Here is a 19,594-nt window from a genome sequence, read left to right as displayed (position 1 = left end):
ATTAGTTAAACATCACTTTAGAAAGGCAGATCATTGATTGGAAGCCCTTCAGGAGCATCAAAGTTAGTATTTTTTGGCGACTCCGCATCCTGGTTTTGCTTTGTATATGCAGTTTCTTTTTTGGTAGTCAGAAAAGTAAACTCTGTAACCTGAATTTCTGTAGTATATTTTGTCGTTCCATCTTCAGTCTGCCACTGACGAGATTTTATTCTTCCTTCTACATAAATTTTATCTCCCTTAGAAAGATATTTTTCGCAAATCTCTGCGGCTTTATTACGCACAACCAAATTATGCCATTCTGTAGAGGTAATCTTTTCATTGGTCGTTTTATTGATATACACCTCATTGGTAGCCAGCTGAAAACGTCCGATGCAGTTTCCTCCATCAAAATAATGCATCTTTACATCATCGCCCAAATGGCCAATAAGCATCACTTTATTTAATGTTCCGTTCATAGTTTTTGGTAGTATTTCTCCCAAAGATACATTTTTTTAGCAATTTATTTCTTGCTTTTCTATAAAATTATATATCGCAATAGGAAAAGGAAAAGTTTTTAATTTTTGAGAATCTATTCCGTTTTCGATTTTCTCCTGTACTTTAATTTTCCAAAATTGAATATGAAGATGTTGGTGCGAAAGTTTATGTACGATGGTCGATTCACTGTAATCTTCTATACTTATAATGGTGTATTCAGGAAAAATTTCTTCTTTTGCTTTTTTGGAAACCTCATTAAAACCAATAATCGATTCTGTTTCCAACAAAGGAAACTCATATAAATTAAGCCAAATTCCTTTTTGGGTTCTTTTTTGGATTACTGTCTTTCCTAAAACATCTTCCAAAATCAAATAATTAAAATAACGATTGGTTACTTTAAGTTTTTTAGATTTAACAGGAAGCATATTTACTTTTCCTTTTTGCAATGCAGCACAGCTTTCGTTAAAAACACAAACAGAACAATCCGGACTTTTAGGAACACATTGCAGCGCTCCAAACTCCATTATAGCTTGATTAAAAATCGCTGGATTATCTTTTGGCATTAATTCTTGCGCCAAAGCCGTAAATTCTCTTTTAGTAGCGGGAAGCGCAATATCAGACTCAACATCAAAATAACGAGACAGTACGCGAAAGACATTTCCATCTACAACAGGAACCAATTCATTATAAGAAAAAGAAGCTATCGCAGCTGCAGTATACTCGCCTACTCCTTTAAGTTTTAGAAGTTCTTTATACGAATCAGGGAAAACTCCATTTAAATCATTACTTATATATTGAGCCGTTTTATGAAGGTTTCGAGCGCGAGAATAATAACCTAAGCCTTGCCAAAGTTTCAAAACCTTCTCTTCGGGGGCGTCTGCCAAATGTTTTACAGTAGGAAATTCCTTGGTAAATGAGAAAAAGTAAGGCATTCCTTGCACAACTCTTGTCTGCTGAAGCATAATTTCTGAGAGCCAAATCTGGTACGGATCGACTGTTTTTCGCCACGGCAAATCACGTTTATGCTGTAAATACCATTTTATCAATATGTTATGAAAATCCATTGCAAAATACTTAGATTGCAAAAGTAAATGTTTATGTAATTAAAATTTAACGAATTAGCTTGATTAATTATTTTTTTAATTCCTATATTTGCAAACTCAAAAAAATAGTACACCATTTATAAAATAAAATAGGAAAGAAAATGACGAAAGCAGATATCGTAGCGAAGATTTCAGAGAAACTAGGTCTTGAAAAAGGAGACGTTCAAGCAACAGTAGAAACTTTTATGGAAGAAGTTAAGACTTCTTTAGAAACTGGAGACAATGTATACTTAAGAGGTTTCGGTAGTTTTATCGTTAAAACTAGAGCTGAAAAGACTGGAAGAAACATTTCTAAAAACACTACTATTAAAATTCCAGCACACAACATTCCTGCGTTCAAACCTGCAAAAGTTTTTGTAGAGGGAGTTAAAACTAACAACGAAGCAAAATAATATTAATTAACATAAATCTGACACAATATGCCAAGTGGTAAAAAAAGAAAGAGACATAAGGTAGCGACTCACAAACGTAAGAAAAGAGCGAGAGCTAACCGCCACAAAAAGAAAAAGTAGTTTTAAACTACTTTTTTCTTTTTAAACGTTCATTGAAATTTGGGAAATTTCAAAAATTCAAAAAAAGAAAATCCAAAATCCAAAAATTAAGGCTTCAACGTCGATTTAGTTTGAATTTGGAATTTATAAATTGAAATTTAACTTTCCCAGCCGGGTTAATACCTGTTAAAAATATTGTTTAATCCATCCTTACAATTCAGTTATGAGTTATGAGTGTTAAGTTATGAGTTGTAAAACTTGAAACTTGAAACTTAAAACCTGAAACTAAAAGTCTGGATAAAAATTTACAGTGTGAATAAAGAATTAATCATTAGATCTAGTTCTGATGCAGTAGATTTTGCCTTATTAAAAGATGGAAAACTAATTGAATTACACAAAGAAGAAGAAAAAAGCAACTTTCAGGTTGGTGATATTTTTATTGCCAAAATCAGAAAACCAGTTGCTGGACTTAATGCTGCTTTTGTGAATGTTGGCTTCGAAAAAGATGCCTTTTTACATTATCATGATTTAGGTCCAAATCTAGCTTCTCAGCTGAAATTCATAAAACTTGTAAGCGCAGGTAAATTAAAAGATTTCTCCCTAAAAACCTTTCAGTTTGAGAAAGAGATTGACAAAGATGGCATCATTACTGATATTTTAAGTGCCAATCAATCTGTCTTAGTTCAAGTAGTTAAAGAACCTATATCGACCAAAGGCCCAAGAATAAGTGCTGAGCTTTCTCTTGCCGGAAGATTTATCGTTCTAGTTCCTTTTTCTGATCGCGTTTCTATTTCTCAAAAAATAGAAGACAAAAAAGAAAAGGATCGTCTAAAAAAACTTGTTCTATCGATCAAACCTAAAGGATTTGGTGTTATTGTTCGTACAGTAGCCGAAGGCAAAAACGTAGCCGAATTAGAAAAAGATTTGCAGAACCTGCTTGGCAGATGGTCTGCAATGTGTAAAAAATTACCAACTGCTCATCATCCATCAAAAGTATTAGGAGAGCTTAACAGAGCTTCTTCAATATTAAGAGATGTATTCAACGATACCTTCAGCGGTATCCAAATAGATGATGAAGAGTTGTACCATCAAACGAAGGAATATCTGCAAGAAATTGCACCTTCAAAACAATCGATTGTTAAGTTTTATCAATCAAATGACACTCCGATTTTTGAGAAATACAATATAGAGAGACAAATCAAAACTTCATTTGGCCGAACTGTTTCCATGAGTAAAGGTGCTTATCTTATTATAGAACACACTGAAGCTCTTCACGTTATAGACGTAAACAGCGGAAACCGTTCTAATAAAGCGACCAACCAAGAAGACACTGCCATGGAAGTAAATATGATTGCTGCAGCAGAAATTGCCAGACAATTGCGTCTGCGAGATATGGGCGGAATAATCGTAGTTGATTTTATCGATATGTCTAATCCAGAAAACAGGAAAGTTTTGTTCGACTTCTTGCGAGAAGAAATGAGCGACGATAAAGCAAAACATAAAATATTACCGCCTAGTAAGTTTGGTTTGGTCCAGATTACAAGACAGCGAGTAAGACCAGAAGTCAATATCAAAACCAGAGAGGAAGATCCTAACAAACATAATGGCGAAATTGAAGCTCCAATTTTAATCATTGATAAGATCACCGCTGATTTAGAAAGACTTTTAAAAACCCACAACAAGGTTGTGCTTAATACACACCCGTTTGTGGCTGCATACCTCAGCAAAGGTTTTCCATCATTACGTTCAAAATGGTTTTTTGAACATAAGAAATGGGTGAAAATCATACCTCGTGACGCTTACACGTACTTAGAATATCATTTCTACGATAATAAAGGAAATGTTATTTCAGAATAAAACCAAAAACCGCCTTTCGAAAGACTGGCGGTTTTTTTTGTTCCAAATAGCAGATAAATATTATTTTTCTTACTTTTACAGGCTAAATTATTATATAATGCCTTTTACTATCTTTAAGCCAATTTTCAAAGTCTTACTTTATACTTTTTTTTCTTTGTTCTTATTCAATTCAAAAATGTCAGCTCAAAATGATACAATTTTTTTTGACAAAAACTGGAAAACAACCAACAAAGGTAATGCCATATACTACCGCACTAAACCTTATAAAATTAAGACGAAAGATGCTACAGGCTACAAGATACAAAACACTGATTCTCTTTTTGTTATTAAAGATTATTATCTAGACAATAATCAGCTACAATTTCAAGGTTATGCAAGTGACTTTGATGCTAAATACTTATTCGGCAAAGCCGAGTGGTTTAGTAAAGAAGGAAAAATAGTCGATGCGAGCAATTTTGATTATCGAGCAAACAAGAATACAGGATTTAAAATCCCTGAATCGCCTATTTTTTACATTGATTATAAAATAGCCAACAAAAGCCTCTTAACAGGAGGTATAGAATTTTGCCTGTCTTGTAAAAATCAGAGCAAACTATTCTTAGGAGCAGGTTTTGGAATTACAAACAGCTACAATGGAAATTATTATGGTCTTCCTGATATACACTTATCTTATAACAGAGAATTGTTATTTATAAAAACGGGAAGCTCTCATAAAAATGCCTATGTTTTAGGTGGGTTTACATTTTTAAATGCAATTGATTTAGGATTTGGCTATTCTTTTCCATATACAAACGAAAAAATGCCTGTTTACAAAGGTTTTACTACCTCGCTTACTTTACGTTTTTCAAATAATAAAAAAGCTTTTGGACAATTAAAGGTTATGTAAGTATTTTATTCCCTAACAATTTCAATTTTTCTTCTTATTTCATTTCCTGAAGCATCTACAACTGTGACATAATGTATTCCCGTTGTGGGAGTAATTGGCAGTTCATGGAATGTTTTTGTTGTTGCTTTATAAACATCATCAACATACCAAAATAACTCTTTATCTCTTTCAGAATAAGCCACTTTTAAAATTACAGGCTGAACGTTACTATTAAAATCTTTTGTCAAATAGATTTTACTATTTGCTTTTGGATAAATAAAATCCATTGTTGTGGTCTGTGTTCCTTCGCATCCTTCTTTAAATGGTGGCAAGGGCAGGTATTCTATATGTTGACTTTTGTAATACCACGCCATAACTGGAGGCAGTACAAACCAGTTTTTAGTAACAATATTATCAATACTTTCACAACTGCTGTTTACTTGAAATTGCTCCGTTTTATCCAAATGAATTGTTCTATGATATGGACAGACCTTAGTCGATTTTCCTTTTTTAGTAACCCATTGTTTGATTTTCGGACAATTATCTTTTGCCAAATAACCACTTAAACGGCAAACTTCAACTTCCGCCAAATCATTATAAGGCGTATCAAACCATCTTTGTCTTGGAAGTAAATTAAAAACATCAAATAAAATTGGCGCCGCACTGGTAACTCCGGTTAAAGTTGGTCTTCCTTCTCCAGTTGCATTTCCAACCCAAATTCCAACCACATATTTTGAATTGGTTCCAATAGCCCACGCATCTCGGTTCCCGAAACTGGTTCCTGTTTTCCATGCAATTTTCAGCGAACTGTCATAAAATTTCCAAGCTTCATCTCCTTCGGGCCTGTTAACCTCTTCCATGGCGTTATACGTCAACCAAATTGATCCAGCGCCCAAAATATTCTTCTGATCGGTTTCTGAGCCAAAATCAGGCTTAAAATCGTTTTTATAATTTAATTCTGTGAACTCATTTGTTCTATATTGACTTTTATTTTTAGTATAATAATTTAACGTTGAAGATAAATTGGCATATGTTCGGCATAAATCCCATAAATTACTTTCTGCACCTCCCAAAATCAGGGACAAACCATAATGATCAGGCGTTTTATTAATGTTTTTTAATTTGAATTTTTGAAGCTCTTCATAAAACTTGTTTACAGTAAATTCCTGAAGCATTAAAACCGCTGGAATATTCAGCGAACGCGATAATGCACGATGTGCCGGAACAGCCCCGTCAAATGTCAAATTAAAATTTTGAGGTGTATATCCCGAAATTTGGGTTGGAATATCAGCCACTAAAGTATTAGGTAATAACTCACCATCATCTAGCATCGCTCCGTATAAAAGCGGTTTTAAGATACTTCCTGTACTTCTTGGCGCATCAATAATATCAACATCTTTTTGGTGATCTGAATCTGCTGGAGAATTCCCAACATAACTCATGACATTTCTGCTCTGAACATCAATTACCAAAATAGCCAAATTATGAACTTCGTTTTGTTTGTATTGATTGTAATAATATCTCGCAATTTGATTTACACGATTTTGTAACGCATAATCAATCGTAGTTTTTACTCTGGTCCCTTCTTCGTTTTTTGCCACTCTTTGCAATAAATGAGGAGCAATTTGAGGCAAATCATACGGTTTTTGCGGCAATGGTTCTTCTATAGAAAGCTCATAAGTCTGCTTGTCAATAACACCTTCCTGATGCAGTTTTAATAAAAGTCGGTTTCGTTTATTTAGTAATTTTATTTGATTTTTTCCTGGATAAATTAAACTTGGTGCATTCGGCAAAACAGCCAAAACAGCATTTTCTGCCCATGATAATTGATTAGACTGAACGCCAAAATAACGCCAAGAAGCCATTTCTAATCCTACAACATTTCCACCAAAAGGCGCATGTGCCGCGTACATTTCGAGGATTTCGTTTTTAGAATATCTTAATTCCAATCTTGTAGCCAGAATAATCTCAATCAGTTTCTCAAAGTAGGTTCTGTTTTTCCCTTTTCTTGAAAGTCTGATTACTTGCTGCGTCAATGTACTTCCTCCTCTAACTACTCTTCCTGCTTTTCTATTTTGTTTAAAAGCATTAATCATTGCGCCTGGATTGAAACCCGGATGTTTATAGAAATATTCGTCTTCAAAATAAACGATACATTTCTTGAATTTATCTGGAACACTGTCCTGCGCAGGAAAACGCCATTGTCCGTCTCGGGCAATTTTAGCTCCTAAAAGTTCTCCTTCTTTGCTTTCTATTACCGTAGAGTATGGTTCTTTGAATAAAGTTCGAGGTATCGAAAAATAGTAAATCAGCAAGAGCAGAAATGCAATTGCTGATTTTATTTTGTTTCTTTTTATCCAGTTTAAAAGGCGCTGGAAAAACGCTTTTAATTTATTTTTCAATATTCTTTTTTTTCGCCACGAATTCACGAATTTAAATTATAAGAGATAAATTCGTGAATTTGTGGCTAATAAATTTTACTTCACAACCTCAACCCAGAATCCTTTTGTTCTCGCCAAGAACGTATTATCATACATTGCTTCGCATTGTAATCCAGGCAGATAATAATTTCCTAAATACGATGCATTTAGCAGAATTCTGAAAACTTTGGTTTCTCTAGCTTTCATTCCGAAATAGAAATTTGTTCTGTCATCGCGAATATCAATATAATCAGCGATGTTGTTTACCGCATCTCCGTAATCCGTGAAACGAGTATTTACAATTTCGAATCCTGAAGGAAGAATTTGTGACAACGCTACGTTTTGAACACTTTCTCCTCTTTGATTTTTAATTGTAACCTCTGCAACAAACTCAGTTCCCTGATTGATTTTTGAAACATTGATTATGCTTCCTTTTCTGTTTTTGAAGACAATAGAAGCGGTCACATCACTTTGAACAGCATTTTCCTGTCCGATTGGCAATATTCCTGTATTCAATACACGAACATAAACCGTATTGGCTTTATTGTTTTTCAGCGTAATGCTGTTTGTTCCCGAAGCAACAGACAAACTGCGATCTGCAACCGATTTACCTGTCTTTATGGTTTCTCCTTTTCCGTTTTTACTAAACTGAATATTGATTCCTTTTGGACCGTTGCTAACCACAAATTTCGACATCGCATACAAGCAGTAAGCTGTTGTTTGTGTACTCATCCACTGATTAGCTGACATTTCTTTAGCCAATTTTGTCGCTGTTACAAACGCTTTTTGTTTCTGGTCTAAAAGAAGCATCGTTTCAAGAGCCATTGCTCTATTTCTTTCGCTCGAACCATAATAGTAATAACTGTATTCATCTGAACTTCCGTCAATACTTGTTCTTAAAAACAAATTCTGTCCAGCCGATTTTTGTCCTGCCAAAACATAAGCCGCTGCCAAACGAAGCATACTTTCGTTTGAAATCCCTTTTGTTTCACGCAATCTGTTCATTGATGATAAGTCGGCATTTCCAGCTAAAGCTAAAGTATACAAACGATACGCCTGAGCTAAATCATTTCCATATTTTGGCTCAAATCGCCATTGTTTAGCTTCTTTCTGCTGATACGACAGCCATTTTGATTTGAAATTAATTGGCAACACATATCCTTTTTTCTCTGCTTCAATTAAGAAATGTCCAGCATAAGAAGTTCCCCAATCGTCTGCAATAGCATTTCCTTGCCAATAAGGCATTCCGCCATTTGATAATTGGAAATTACCTAATCTTTGAATTCCAGCTGCAATATTTTTCTGAATCAAATCTTTGCGTTTTGCATCAATATCTGCAACATCTCCCAAATACAATTGAGGGAAAACTGACGAAGTTGTCTGCTCTACACATCCGTGAGGATATTGAATTAAGAATTGTAACCTTCCGTTCAAATTCATTGATGGCATTGACGAAACTTCCAATCTTGCTTTATTGCTTCCTGCAATTCCAAACGTTTTCCATGAAATTGTTTTAGTGCTATTTGGCGTTAGAACAACATCGGTAAAAGTACTCGTAACCGGATTTGGATTCGTCATATCGATTTCAACATCATAAGTCGATTTCTCACTTCCAGATGTTGCAATAACCTGAACTTTTGCAATTCCAGTTGCAGAACCTACAACTAAATTAAAATAGGCCATTTTCTCATCTGGCTGTGCAAAACTTAGTTTCTGAACTGCACTTCCCGCTACTTTCAATCCGTTGCTTGTTTTTACCTGAATCGTTACATTTTTAATTTTGTTTTCAGTCGCAAAAACCGTCACAGGCAATGTCACTTTTTCTGATGGCGAAATTTTTCTTGGCAACGAAGCTAAAACCATCAACGGACTCTTAACTTGTGTTGCTTTCTCAACACTTCCGTAAGCGCTTGTTTTTGCATCTCCTGCCACAACCATTGTTCGAACAGAGCCAATATATTTTGGAAGTTTTAACTCATGTGATTTCGTCTCTCCTTTTTCTAATTTAAATGGACCGTAGTACAATACAACAGGTTTAAAACGGTTTGCTTTTTTAGCTTTTCCGCCTCCTAAATCCTGATCACCGCCAATACTGAAAATCTGGTTTATTTTTCCGCCATATGCGCCAATTACATCATCGTAAACGTCCCAAGTTTTTACGCCCAAAGCTTCGCGAACATAGAAACTATCCCATGCGTTTGGTGTTTTAAAACGAGTTAAATCCAGAAGACCTTCATCAACAACTGCGATTGTATAGGTCATTTCTTTACCTGATTTTTCGCCTACTTTTACTGTAAATGATTGTTCTGGTCGCAAGACATCTGGCATATTAAGAGTTGGTGCTAAAATGGTATTTTTATCTACCACTTCAATAGGTACAATTCCATACATACGGATTGGCGAATCGTTTTTGGTCGAAGCATGAGGCTGTAACAATGTAATATTGAAATAAACGTTTGGCGCCATTGCTCCTGTAATTGGAACCTCAACTTTTGTTTCTCCATTTTTAGTTTCAGTCCAAATAGTCTGCACAACTCTTGATCCGTTTTCGATAGAAATTAAAGCACGACCGCCTTCACTTGAAGGGAATGAAATCTGTGCTTTTTCTCCTACTGCATAATTCTTTTTATCGGTAGAAAACACTAACATATTTGCTGTAGAAGCATCTCTATTACGCGTTTTTCCGGACCAGATTGGCCAGTCGATATTTACGGTTAAAGAAGTAGCATGTCCACTTTCTCCGTCTTCAACACGAATTAAATAACGTCCCCATTCTTCATCTGTCAAAGCAAATTGGAAACTTCCTTTTCCGCTAGAATCAGTATTAATGACAAATGTTTTGTATGAAGTCGTTGCATTCGACGAGTTGTAATTTGATAAATTATCGCTTGAAGAATCCCACCACCATCTCCAATCTACTTTGTAAACTCTTACTTCAAGATTACGAACAGATCTTGGCCTTCCGTTTTCATCAACCGTAACCACATCAAAACGATTGTTTGCTCTCGTCTCAAGCATGCTATACTTGTTCAGTTCCGGAGTTTTAAGTCCTACATAAGTTTTATACGGAGAATAAGTCGTTGACATCACATCTGTGCTAAAATCCCCCCCTTCTTCATATACTTTTGTAATAAATGAAGCGCGAAGCATTCCTGGAGCTTGGCCTTGTAATCTTGGTTGAATATTTACTGAAGCTTTTCCGCTTTCATTTAATTTCCCAGAGAAAACATTAATTTCTTCCGTACTGAATTGGCGCGCCAAATCATCAAAAGTATATTTTTCATAACCTTTAAAAGTGGTTGCTTGTTGCGAGAATTTAGCCTGCATTTCTACATTCAAATTCTTAGCAATTGCGCCATGAAGCCATGTTACTTCAAGATTATCTGTGTTTGGATACGAAGCAGAAAGTGTTTTTCTGCTAAATGTATTTTTGATTTTTAAACGATTCGGTTTGATTGTTTCAATCTTTATACTCTTATAGAATTTTGCTCCACCAACACTTACCATCGCTTCCCAATTTCCTGTTGGTGCATCTTGATTTGTTGGCACTATAAATGCATAATGATTTAAATCGTTTGTTTTTTGAACCGTTTGATAAACTGTTTTACCATTCGGATCATTTAAACGAAATTTGATTGGATGCGATTTTGGAAGTTTATTCGCGGCGTCATTCAAAATGAAAGACAAATACAAATTGTCTCCAGGGCGCCAAACGCCTCTTTCTCCGTAAATAAATCCTTTTAAACCTTTTTGTAAAGTCTCTCCAGCAACATCAAAATTACTTACAGATAATGAAAGTCCGTCATCCAATTTCACATAAGTCGATTGATCGCCTAAAGTAACAATTGCAAAATAGGCAAACTTGTCCAATTGGAAAGATGCAATTCCTTCACTGCTTGTTGCTTCTGTTGCTATTTTCTGTTGTTGGAAGTTATATAAATCCACTCTTGCGTTTGAAACTGGTTCTGTTGTAACGATATTATTTACAGCAAATAAATACGATTTATTTTCGCCTCTTTTAGCAATAACTCCTAAATCTGAAGCTAAAATATTGGTTGCAATTCTCGCATTGTAATAGTAAGAACCTGTACAAGGATCTTGGCTTTCTCTCCAATCGTAATCATCATAATAGTAATCGTCGTAAGAGTTTCCACTATAGTTTACGTCGTTTTCATCAACTTCTTCTTCCTCAGTTTCATCGTCATTACCTTCTGATGTTTCGCATTTATAAAGCGAGTATTTCTTTTTATAAACAAATTCAACTCTGTAAATCGCTCCTGGTTCTGGTTTAATAATTTTAGATAAATCTAAAGCATACGTATTCCATTTTGAGAGATTTACGAGTGTGCTTTCCTTTAAATTTAAAGTAGTTTTGGCTATAGGCTGTGCTACTTTCTTAAGATTTTGTCCGCCATTTAATTCGTTATATTGAAGAAATTGCAGAATATTGTTCTTGTAAATTTTATAAACCTTAACATCTACCGCGCTCAGATTTACTGCTTCAAAATTCAGTTTTAAATTATTTGAACTTGGCAAAATCGTTCCGTTTTTAATAAAACGAACGTTTGGTTTTATCTGATCAAAAGAAATTTTCTCTGTGTAATTGTTTTCCAGTTTTTTACCGTACTGGCTTTCTATTCCCTGAAAAACTTCTAGCAATAATTCGCCCGTTATAACTTGTTCAGGTTCTTCGTCTGGCACATATTCAACAGCTTCTTCTGCAACTGCAGCGGCAGAATCTACAGCAACTGCAGCAGAATCAACTACAACTGCGGCGGAATCTACAGCAACCGCAACTGGTTCTTCCGCAACTACTGTTACAGCTTTTTCTTTTTTAGGTGCATTTTGATTTGTAAAATATACTTTTAGTAAATTCCCTTGTGTAGAAAATTTCAGATTATTGGTATTTTGAATCGAAACCAATCCAGCAAAATCCTGACCTTTTTCTAAAGGTTCAGAGAAATTGATTAAAACCTGCTGATTGTTTCCGTCTGGAACTTCAACTTTAATGACTTTAAATTCGTTAATGCTTGTAATTGGGAAATCGATTTGTCCTTTCTGGTCAATATCAAAATCATTTCCATCATAAATAATTTCTAGATTTGAAGCTTCTGACTGGCGCTGAATACTGTCAATTATAAAACGGAACTCTTTTGCAGGTCCGTTTGTTTTCTCAAACTTAATTTTAAGATTATTGCCATTATGTTTGGCTTCAACCAGTTTTTGTGCAGTTTCCAAATCAATATTATCTGCAGTTTTTAAAACACAGTTTAAATATTGATATTCTTTACTGTAGGATTGAATATCGCCAGTGTTGATGGTAAAATCCTGTTTTACCGTTTTAACTGTAAAATTGAATTTTGAAAGTTCTTCTTTCTCTTTTGGAATGGCGGTTAACTTATCTAAGTTTAAAGTAACTTGATATTCTGTTCCAGGCGCCAATTTTTTTTCTGGAATAAAAGCTAAAGTGTTTGTTGAAAGTGCAATAACTTTTCCGTGAACACTTGGCGAAATATCAAACAAATCGTCGTCTAATTCCTGATTAGGTTTCCAATCGTTTTTATCGAAAGCCAAAACCACACGGATATCAGAATCTGCAGAAACGATACCGCCAGTAAAACTGGTTATGTAATCTTTAAATAACGAAAAATCAGAATTGAAATCTGCAGCTGATTTGCGCCCGCAGGATTGAAAAACAAAAAATACGAGAAATACGAGAAATAATCCTTTTGCCTTCACTTTTATTGAGAGTTAAATGGTTAACAAATTGAGAATTTATTGGATTTTACTGCTAAAAGCTATAACAGAAAAATACAAATTAAATCACGATAAAAGTAATTTATTTTTTAATTTATTTAAGAAGAAAATTCCGAAACAAAAATATTTAACTTTTGTTGAAGGATAGACACTATTGTAGAGATGGTCAAAAAGATTTATTTACGCCTTTCCAAAAAAAATCGTTTCATTAAATCGGCAGCTTCATTGGCCATAACACCAGAAACTACAGTAGTTTTAGGATGTAGTTTTGTTCCCATATTTAAAAATCCACGCTGTTCATCTCGTGCACCAAAGACAATTTTAGAAATCTGGCTCCAGTACAAAGCACCTGCACACATTTGACAAGGTTCAAGCGTTACGTAAAGTGTACAGTCTTTCAAATATTTTCCACCCAGAAAGTTTGCGGCAGCGGTTATAGACTGCATTTCGGCATGCGCTGTAACATCATTTAGCAACTCAGTCAAATTGTGGCTTCTAGCAATAACTTTATCTGCTACAACGATTACAGCTCCAACAGGAATTTCGCCTTTTGAGTAGGCTTCTTCTGCTTCCTGCAAAGCTTTTTTCATGAAATATTCGTCAGTAAAAGGATTTTCCATAAGTGCAAAAATAAAACTTTACACATTATTTTTATTACATTTAAATTCTGAAATTTGAATATGGAAAGAAATTACAAAATCAGCATTCCTGAACCATGCTCTCAAGACTGGAACAAAATGACGCCAAATGGAAATGGCCGTTTCTGCATGAGCTGTTCTAAAACGGTTGTTGATTTTACCTCGATGCTTCCAGAAGAAATTCAGCACTATTTTATTCAAAATAAAAATGAAGGGGTTTGTGGGAGATTTAAAAACTCGCAACTAGAAACTATCACGATTCAAATTCCTAATCGCGTTGTGTATTCTCAGACAAACTATCATAAAATGTTTCTTCTCGCTTTGTTTATTGCAATGGGAACAACTTTATTTAGCTGTGCAGATAAAGAAGGAAATAAGAAGAAAATTGACCAAATTGAAATTGTTGACAATAACACACAAAGTCAAGATGAAGATGTTCCAGCATGTTATGGACATCAATTTGAACCTAAAAAAACAAAATCTGTCGGAGAACTTTCTAAAGGATTTACAACTGGAGTACTTGTAATGAATGAAAAACCTTTGAAATATGATGTCATTTTTAGTTCAATTGATTTAGATATAGCACCATATCCAAAAGATGGAATGAAAGAATTCCATTCTTATTTTTCAAAAAATCTTAAATCTGCAAAACAGGGAGAAATTTCGGTTTTATTTGTAATTGAAGGCGACGGAAGTCTTAGTAATTTTAATATACTTAAAAATACAACTTCTGCAAGTGAAAAAGATATAGTCAAAGTTTTAGAAAAATCACCTGAATGGATTCCTGGTAAATTAAAAAACCGTATTGTTCGATCGTCTTTCGTGTTGCCAATTACATTTAAATAATGGAAATAAACCGTGAAATAGCTACCCCGACAAAGCAATACAAATTGCTTTTAGTATTCTATACAGTTATAGCAACGGCTTTCTTTGGCTGTCAAAACAAAGAAGATAAGCAACAAAAAGTTAAAAGTATTGAAGTTGTCAAAGATACTTTTACAGCAAAACCAAATGTTTTAGATACAACTGTAATTAGCACTAAAAAATTAGATCAAGCACAAGATTTACCAAAAGCAGAGCAAACTGAATTAAAACAAACGACACCAATAGCAACTAAAGAAGTTGATGAAAACAAATCTTCCAAATCTGATAAAGTAAAAAAAGATGATTCTGCCTCAACTCTAAAACCCCTTTCAAATACAAATGCAGAATTTCCTGGTGGAATAGAACAATTTCATAACTTTTTTATGAAAGAGTATAAAAAACCAGAAGACGTGAGTTATTGGAAACTCAATTTCACTCTTGCTTTTGCAGTCGAAAAAAACGGTACAGTATCTTTTCTTGAATGTTCGCCAGCAGTCGAAGAACCACTGCAAAAAGAAATTATCAGAGTTCTAAGTTTATGTCCGAAATGGCAACCGGGAGAATCAAATGGAAAAAAAGTCAGAATGCAATATTCTGTTCCTATTTTATTGAAATAACACTCTGGGGGAAAATTAAATTTAAAACCGTAAATTTGCTTTTTACCTTACAATGAAAAGCGATTTACTTTCCAAAATATACAATCCTGCCGATTTGCGTCTTCTAAAAGAAGAACAGCTTGCTCAAGTTGCTCAAGAATTGCGTCAGTTTATTATTGATATTGTTTCTGTAAAAGAAGGGCATTTAGGGGCAAGTTTGGGCGTTGTAGAACTTACAATTGCTTTGCATTATGTTTTTAATACTCCTGATGATTTATTGGTTTGGGATGTTGGACATCAGGCATACGGACATAAAATATTGACCGAAAGAAGAGAAATTTTTCATACCAATAGACAAATTGGAGGAGTTTCGGGATTTCCGAAAAGAAGCGAAAGTGTTTATGATACTTTTGGTGTTGGACATTCTTCCACTTCTATTTCTGCAGCACTCGGAATGGCAATTGCTTCTAAATTAAAAGGTGATTTTGATAAAGAACATATTGCGGTTATCGGCGATGCTTCAATCGCAAGCGGAATGGCATTTGAAGGCTTAAATCATGCCGGAGTTACCGACGCCAATATTCTAGTCATTTTAAACGATAATGCCATCGGAATTGATCCAAGCGTGGGCGCTTTAAAAAAATACCTTACTTCGGTTAAAAACGGGAAAAATCCACGACAGAATAATATCATTAAATCTTTGAATTTTGATTATTCGGGGCCAATAGACGGTCATGATCTTCCTAAATTAATAATAGAATTAAATCGTCTTAAAAAGATAAAAGGTCCAAAATTCCTTCATATTGTAACTACAAAAGGAAAAGGATTGCAGCAGGCCGAAGAAAATCAGGTGAAATATCATGCTCCTGGAAAATTTGATGCCTCAACTGGAGAAATTCATTTAAAATCTGAAGAAAATCTTCCTCCAAAATATCAGGATGTTTTTGGTTTAACCATTTTAGATTTAGCCAAAAAGAATGAAAAAATAATCGGAATCACGCCCGCAATGCCATCGGGGAGTTCATTAAAATTTATGATGGACGAATTCCCAGAACGTGCCTTTGATGTTGGAATTGCCGAGCAACACGCTGTAACCCTGGCGGCAGGAATGGCGACACAGGGCATGATTGTGTATTGCAACATTTACTCCACATTCTTACAGCGTGCCTACGATCAGGTAATTCATGATGTAGCCTTGCAAAACCTGCCAGTTATTTTTTGCTTAGACCGTGCTGGATTAGTAGGTGAAGATGGCGCAACGCATCATGGAGTTTTTGATATTGCTTATCTACGTTCGATTCCGAATATGGTCATCTATGCTCCGCTGAACGAAATTGAACTTCAAAACATTCTTTACACCGTTCAATTAGGAATAGACCATCCAATAGCAATTCGATATCCAAGAGGCCGCGGAGTCCTTCCAAATTGGGAAGTAGAAAATTTCGGACATTACGAAAAAATAAATTGGAACGAAGCAAAATGCTTGAAAGATGGTACGAAAGTTGCTGTGCTATCGGCCGGAACAATTGGAAATAATGTTATAGAGGCTTTAAAGGAATCTACCAATTCTAACGAAATCGCCCACTATAACTTTAGCTTTATTAAACCATTAGACGTCAATACTTTGAAAACCATTTTTTCAACTTTCGAACGTATTATTACAATCGAGGATGGAGTTAAAAATGGTGGTTTTGGAAGTTCAGTTTTAGAGTTCGCAGCATCAAATAATTTCAAAAATTCTATTGAAGTTTTGGGTGTTCCAGACGAATTTATCGAGCATGGAACGGTAAATCAACTGCAAGAATTGTGTAAAATTGACGTTAAAAGTTTAATAAATCTTTTTTCTAACGGTTCAAAATAATTATTTTGCGAAACCAAAAAAAAAATACCTAAATGAAATTATTGCGTTCTACCCTTTTGCTATTATTGCTTTTGTGTACTTCTAATAACTTTGCCCAGATTATACAAACCACTTTAAGTCCGAATCAAGCGCCTAAACCGCCGTCCAACTGGAGCAGAAAGAATCAGGTTGGTTTTGACATTTCCGAAATTGCTTTTGTGAACTGGAGCGCCGGGGGAACAAGTTCTATTTCGGGTTTATTTAAAGGCGAATTTAATAGAACTTACACAAAGAAAAATCATAAATGGGTAAACGAGCTTATCGTAAAATATGGTTTAAATAAGCAAGACGGAATCGAGCTAAGAAAAACAGACGACGCCTTTCAGTTTAACTCTACTTATGGTTTCAGAAAAGATACTGCTTCAAACTGGTATTATTCTTCTAAATTAAACTTCAATACACAATTTACAGACGGTTATAATTACCCAAACCGAGATGTGGCAATCTCGAAACCTTTCGCACCAGCTTATATCTTTCTGGGAGCCGGAGCAGAGAATTCAAATAAAGAAAAAAACAGAGTATTTTACTTCTCTCCTATTACGTTAAAAACTACTTTAGTACTTGATCAATATCTTGCAGACCAAGGTTCTTTCGGGGTTAAGAAAGCGGTTTATGCACCAGATCCGCTAGATCCTACTCAGCAGATACTAATTGAAGGAGGGCAAAAAGTAAAAGCCGAATTTGGTATACTTTTTACAGCTTATATGAAAAACGAAATCTATAAAAACGTTTTTTACGAAAACAGATTAAGCTTGTATACCGATTACTTAAACAAATTCGGAAATGTAGATATCGATTATGACACGCGTCTGGATCTTGTTGTTAACGCATATGTAAAAGCCAACATAGGAGTTCACTTAATTTATGACGACGATATTAAAACAAAAAAAGATGTTGTTGACCCAGCTACAGGAGCAACAACACAGGTAAACGACGGGCCAAGAATGCAATTAAGACAAGTTCTAGGAGTTGGTTTGGTTTACGCTTTCAAATAAAATAAGAATAATAAAAAATGCCTCTTTCAAAATTCATGAAAGAGGCATTTTTTATTGCAAACGAATCGATTTAACGCTTTTTCTGTCCTTGAATTGTTTCGTACAATTCAAGAGCATTTCCATCTGTAAGAAGCGAAACATAATGACATATATGCAGTAAACGTTCGTATAGATTAGTTTTGTCTAAATGATGTTTCTCTGGCAACATTTTTAAAATCAATTTATCATAATTTGAAGCTGTTCCGTCATATTTATTATTAAATGCTGTAATGAATTTGTCCAGCAATGTTTGAATGATTTGATAACCGACAATTTCTTTCTCAATCACTTCGCGGCTTTGGTAGATTTTATCAACGCTTAGTTTGATAATATCATTCATCTGAGCTTTGTATTTGCTTTTGTCTGTTAAAGCATATGGAAAGTTACCCGCCAAAATTGCTTCCTCATTTTCAACAAAAACATTTACAGCATCATTAATTAAAGTACCAATTGCCAAAGCTCGCAAATAACTAATGCGGTCTTCTTTTGTGGTTAACGATTTATATTTAGAAACTCCAATATTGTCTTTTACTAGATTAATCAAATATTCTAAAGCAAAATCTTCAGAAACCAAACCTAAATTAATTCCGTCTTCAAAATCGATAATGGTGTAACAGATATCATCTGCTGCTTCAACTAAATAAGCCAATGGATGTCTTTCAAAACCAATATCTTCACCAGATTTATTGGCAATCATTCCCATATCTTTGGCTACTTCTTCAAAGAATAATTTATCAGACTGAAAGAATCCGTATTTTTTATCGGAAATATTATTTGTTGGTTTTTTCGGAAGGCTTTCTTTCGGATATTTCATAAAAGCTCCCAAGGTTGCATACGAAATACGAAGTCCACCTTCTATTCCTGGACGGCTTGCTGTAAGAACTGAAAATCCGTTAGCATTTCCTTCAAAATCAATTAAATCCTGCCATTGTTTATCGGTAAGCTGATTTCTGTATTTTTGACCGTTTCCGATAGAAAAATATTCACCAATTGCTTTTTCTCCAGAATGTCCAAAAGGTGGGTTTCCAATATCGTGCGCCAACGAAGCTGCAGCCACAATAGCTCCAAAATCGTTCATATGATAACCATGAACTTCTTTCAGATAAGGATATTTTTCAATGATCTTCTTTCCAACCAAACGCCCAAGCGAACGCCCCACAACAGAAACTTCTAAACTATGCGTTAAACGCGTATGCACGAAATCTGTCTTAGAAAGCGGAATAACTTGTGTTTTATCTTGTAAACTTCTAAATGCTGAAGAAAATATAATTCGGTCGTAATCTACTTCAAATCCTAAACGAGTATCATCTTGTTCTACACGTAATCTTTTGCTTGTATCGCCCTGACGTTTTAATGATAAAAGTTGTTCCCAGTTCATTTGATTTTAGATTGTTGATTAAAGATTTTAGATTGTTGATCTAAATTGAGGATTTTAAAATTTCAAAAATACGTTTTATTTTAGGATAAAAACAGACAATAGATTAAGTTTAATTCGCTACGAATTCACGAATTTTTAGAAAGCATTTCGTTTAAAATAATCCGTGAATTCGTGGCGAATAAATCTGAGCATCATTTTTAAAAAATCAATTTAATCC

Annotated in this window: 13 protein-coding genes; 7 read left to right on the top strand and 6 right to left on the bottom strand. The window is 34.6% G+C overall.

What is annotated here, in order from left to right; genetic code table 11:
* Window positions 1-17 precede the first annotated feature (17 nt).
* Together DMB71_RS16250 and mutY are read right to left on the bottom strand one after the other, a co-directional pair.
* Window positions 18-455, bottom strand: coding sequence for a single-stranded DNA-binding protein (locus DMB71_RS16250; protein ID WP_111367855.1), 438 nt, complete (start codon window positions 453-455; stop codon window positions 18-20).
* A 36-nt stretch (window positions 456-491) separates the two neighbouring features.
* Window positions 492-1,538 (bottom strand): A/G-specific adenine glycosylase, encoded by a 1,047-nt coding sequence (gene mutY, locus DMB71_RS16245; RefSeq protein ID WP_111367853.1) that lies wholly within the window; start codon window positions 1,536-1,538, stop codon window positions 492-494.
* A 140-nt stretch (window positions 1,539-1,678) separates the two neighbouring features.
* Between mutY and DMB71_RS16240 the strand changes: the two genes are divergently transcribed.
* From DMB71_RS16240 to DMB71_RS16230, 3 genes are all read left to right on the top strand, one after another.
* Window positions 1,679-1,969, top strand: coding sequence for an HU family DNA-binding protein (locus DMB71_RS16240; RefSeq protein WP_007805026.1), 291 nt, complete (start codon window positions 1,679-1,681; stop codon window positions 1,967-1,969).
* Window positions 1,970-2,380: 411 nt separating this feature from the next.
* Window positions 2,381-3,925, top strand: coding sequence for an Rne/Rng family ribonuclease (locus tag DMB71_RS16235; RefSeq protein ID WP_111367851.1), 1,545 nt, complete (start codon window positions 2,381-2,383; stop codon window positions 3,923-3,925).
* 175 nt (window positions 3,926-4,100) lie between these two features.
* Entirely contained in the window at window positions 4,101-4,811 is a 711-nt protein-coding gene (locus DMB71_RS16230; RefSeq protein ID WP_111368064.1) for a hypothetical protein, read from the top strand.
* 5 nt (window positions 4,812-4,816) lie between these two features.
* On the opposite strand, the gene pbpC is transcribed toward DMB71_RS16230, so the two are convergent.
* From pbpC to DMB71_RS16215, 3 genes are all read right to left on the bottom strand, one after another.
* Window positions 4,817-7,192, bottom strand: coding sequence for a penicillin-binding protein 1C (pbpC, locus tag DMB71_RS16225; RefSeq protein ID WP_111367849.1), 2,376 nt, complete (start codon window positions 7,190-7,192; stop codon window positions 4,817-4,819).
* A gap of 75 nt (window positions 7,193-7,267) precedes the next feature.
* On the bottom strand, window positions 7,268-12,949 hold the full coding sequence (locus DMB71_RS16220; protein WP_111367847.1) for an alpha-2-macroglobulin family protein: 5,682 nt from the start codon (window positions 12,947-12,949) through the stop codon (window positions 7,268-7,270).
* 194 nt (window positions 12,950-13,143) lie between these two features.
* The gene (locus tag DMB71_RS16215; protein ID WP_111367845.1) at window positions 13,144-13,587 is read right to left on the bottom strand and encodes a nucleoside deaminase; all 444 of its coding nucleotides are present in this window, start codon (window positions 13,585-13,587) and stop codon (window positions 13,144-13,146) included.
* A gap of 60 nt (window positions 13,588-13,647) precedes the next feature.
* On the opposite strand from DMB71_RS16215, the gene DMB71_RS16210 reads away from it, so the two are divergent.
* The 4 genes from DMB71_RS16210 to DMB71_RS16195 are packed head-to-tail and all read left to right on the top strand — an operon-like array spanning window position 13,648 to window position 17,960.
* Window positions 13,648-14,451, top strand: a complete 804-nt coding sequence (locus tag DMB71_RS16210; RefSeq protein WP_111367843.1) for a hypothetical protein — start codon at window positions 13,648-13,650, stop codon at window positions 14,449-14,451.
* On the top strand, window positions 14,451-15,086 hold the full coding sequence (locus DMB71_RS16205) for a hypothetical protein (RefSeq protein ID WP_111367841.1): 636 nt from the start codon (window positions 14,451-14,453) through the stop codon (window positions 15,084-15,086). The genes DMB71_RS16210 and DMB71_RS16205 overlap by 1 nt, the downstream gene beginning before the upstream one ends.
* A gap of 52 nt (window positions 15,087-15,138) precedes the next feature.
* Window positions 15,139-16,926, top strand: a complete 1,788-nt coding sequence (locus DMB71_RS16200; RefSeq protein ID WP_111367839.1) for a 1-deoxy-D-xylulose-5-phosphate synthase — start codon at window positions 15,139-15,141, stop codon at window positions 16,924-16,926.
* A 32-nt stretch (window positions 16,927-16,958) separates the two neighbouring features.
* Window positions 16,959-17,960, top strand: a complete 1,002-nt coding sequence (locus tag DMB71_RS16195; protein ID WP_111367837.1) for a DUF3078 domain-containing protein — start codon at window positions 16,959-16,961, stop codon at window positions 17,958-17,960.
* A 70-nt stretch (window positions 17,961-18,030) separates the two neighbouring features.
* Here the strand turns inward: DMB71_RS16195 and DMB71_RS16190 are convergent, their stop codons facing one another.
* Window positions 18,031-19,377, bottom strand: coding sequence for a deoxyguanosinetriphosphate triphosphohydrolase (locus DMB71_RS16190; protein WP_111367835.1), 1,347 nt, complete (start codon window positions 19,375-19,377; stop codon window positions 18,031-18,033).
* Window positions 19,378-19,594: the final 217 nt, after the last annotated feature.

The organism is Flavobacterium tistrianum (assembly GCF_003254545.1).
Taxonomy (GTDB): domain Bacteria; phylum Bacteroidota; class Bacteroidia; order Flavobacteriales; family Flavobacteriaceae; genus Flavobacterium; species Flavobacterium tistrianum.
The sequence above is the reverse complement of the archived record's forward strand: the minus strand, read 5'-3'. Positions and strand labels throughout refer to the sequence as shown.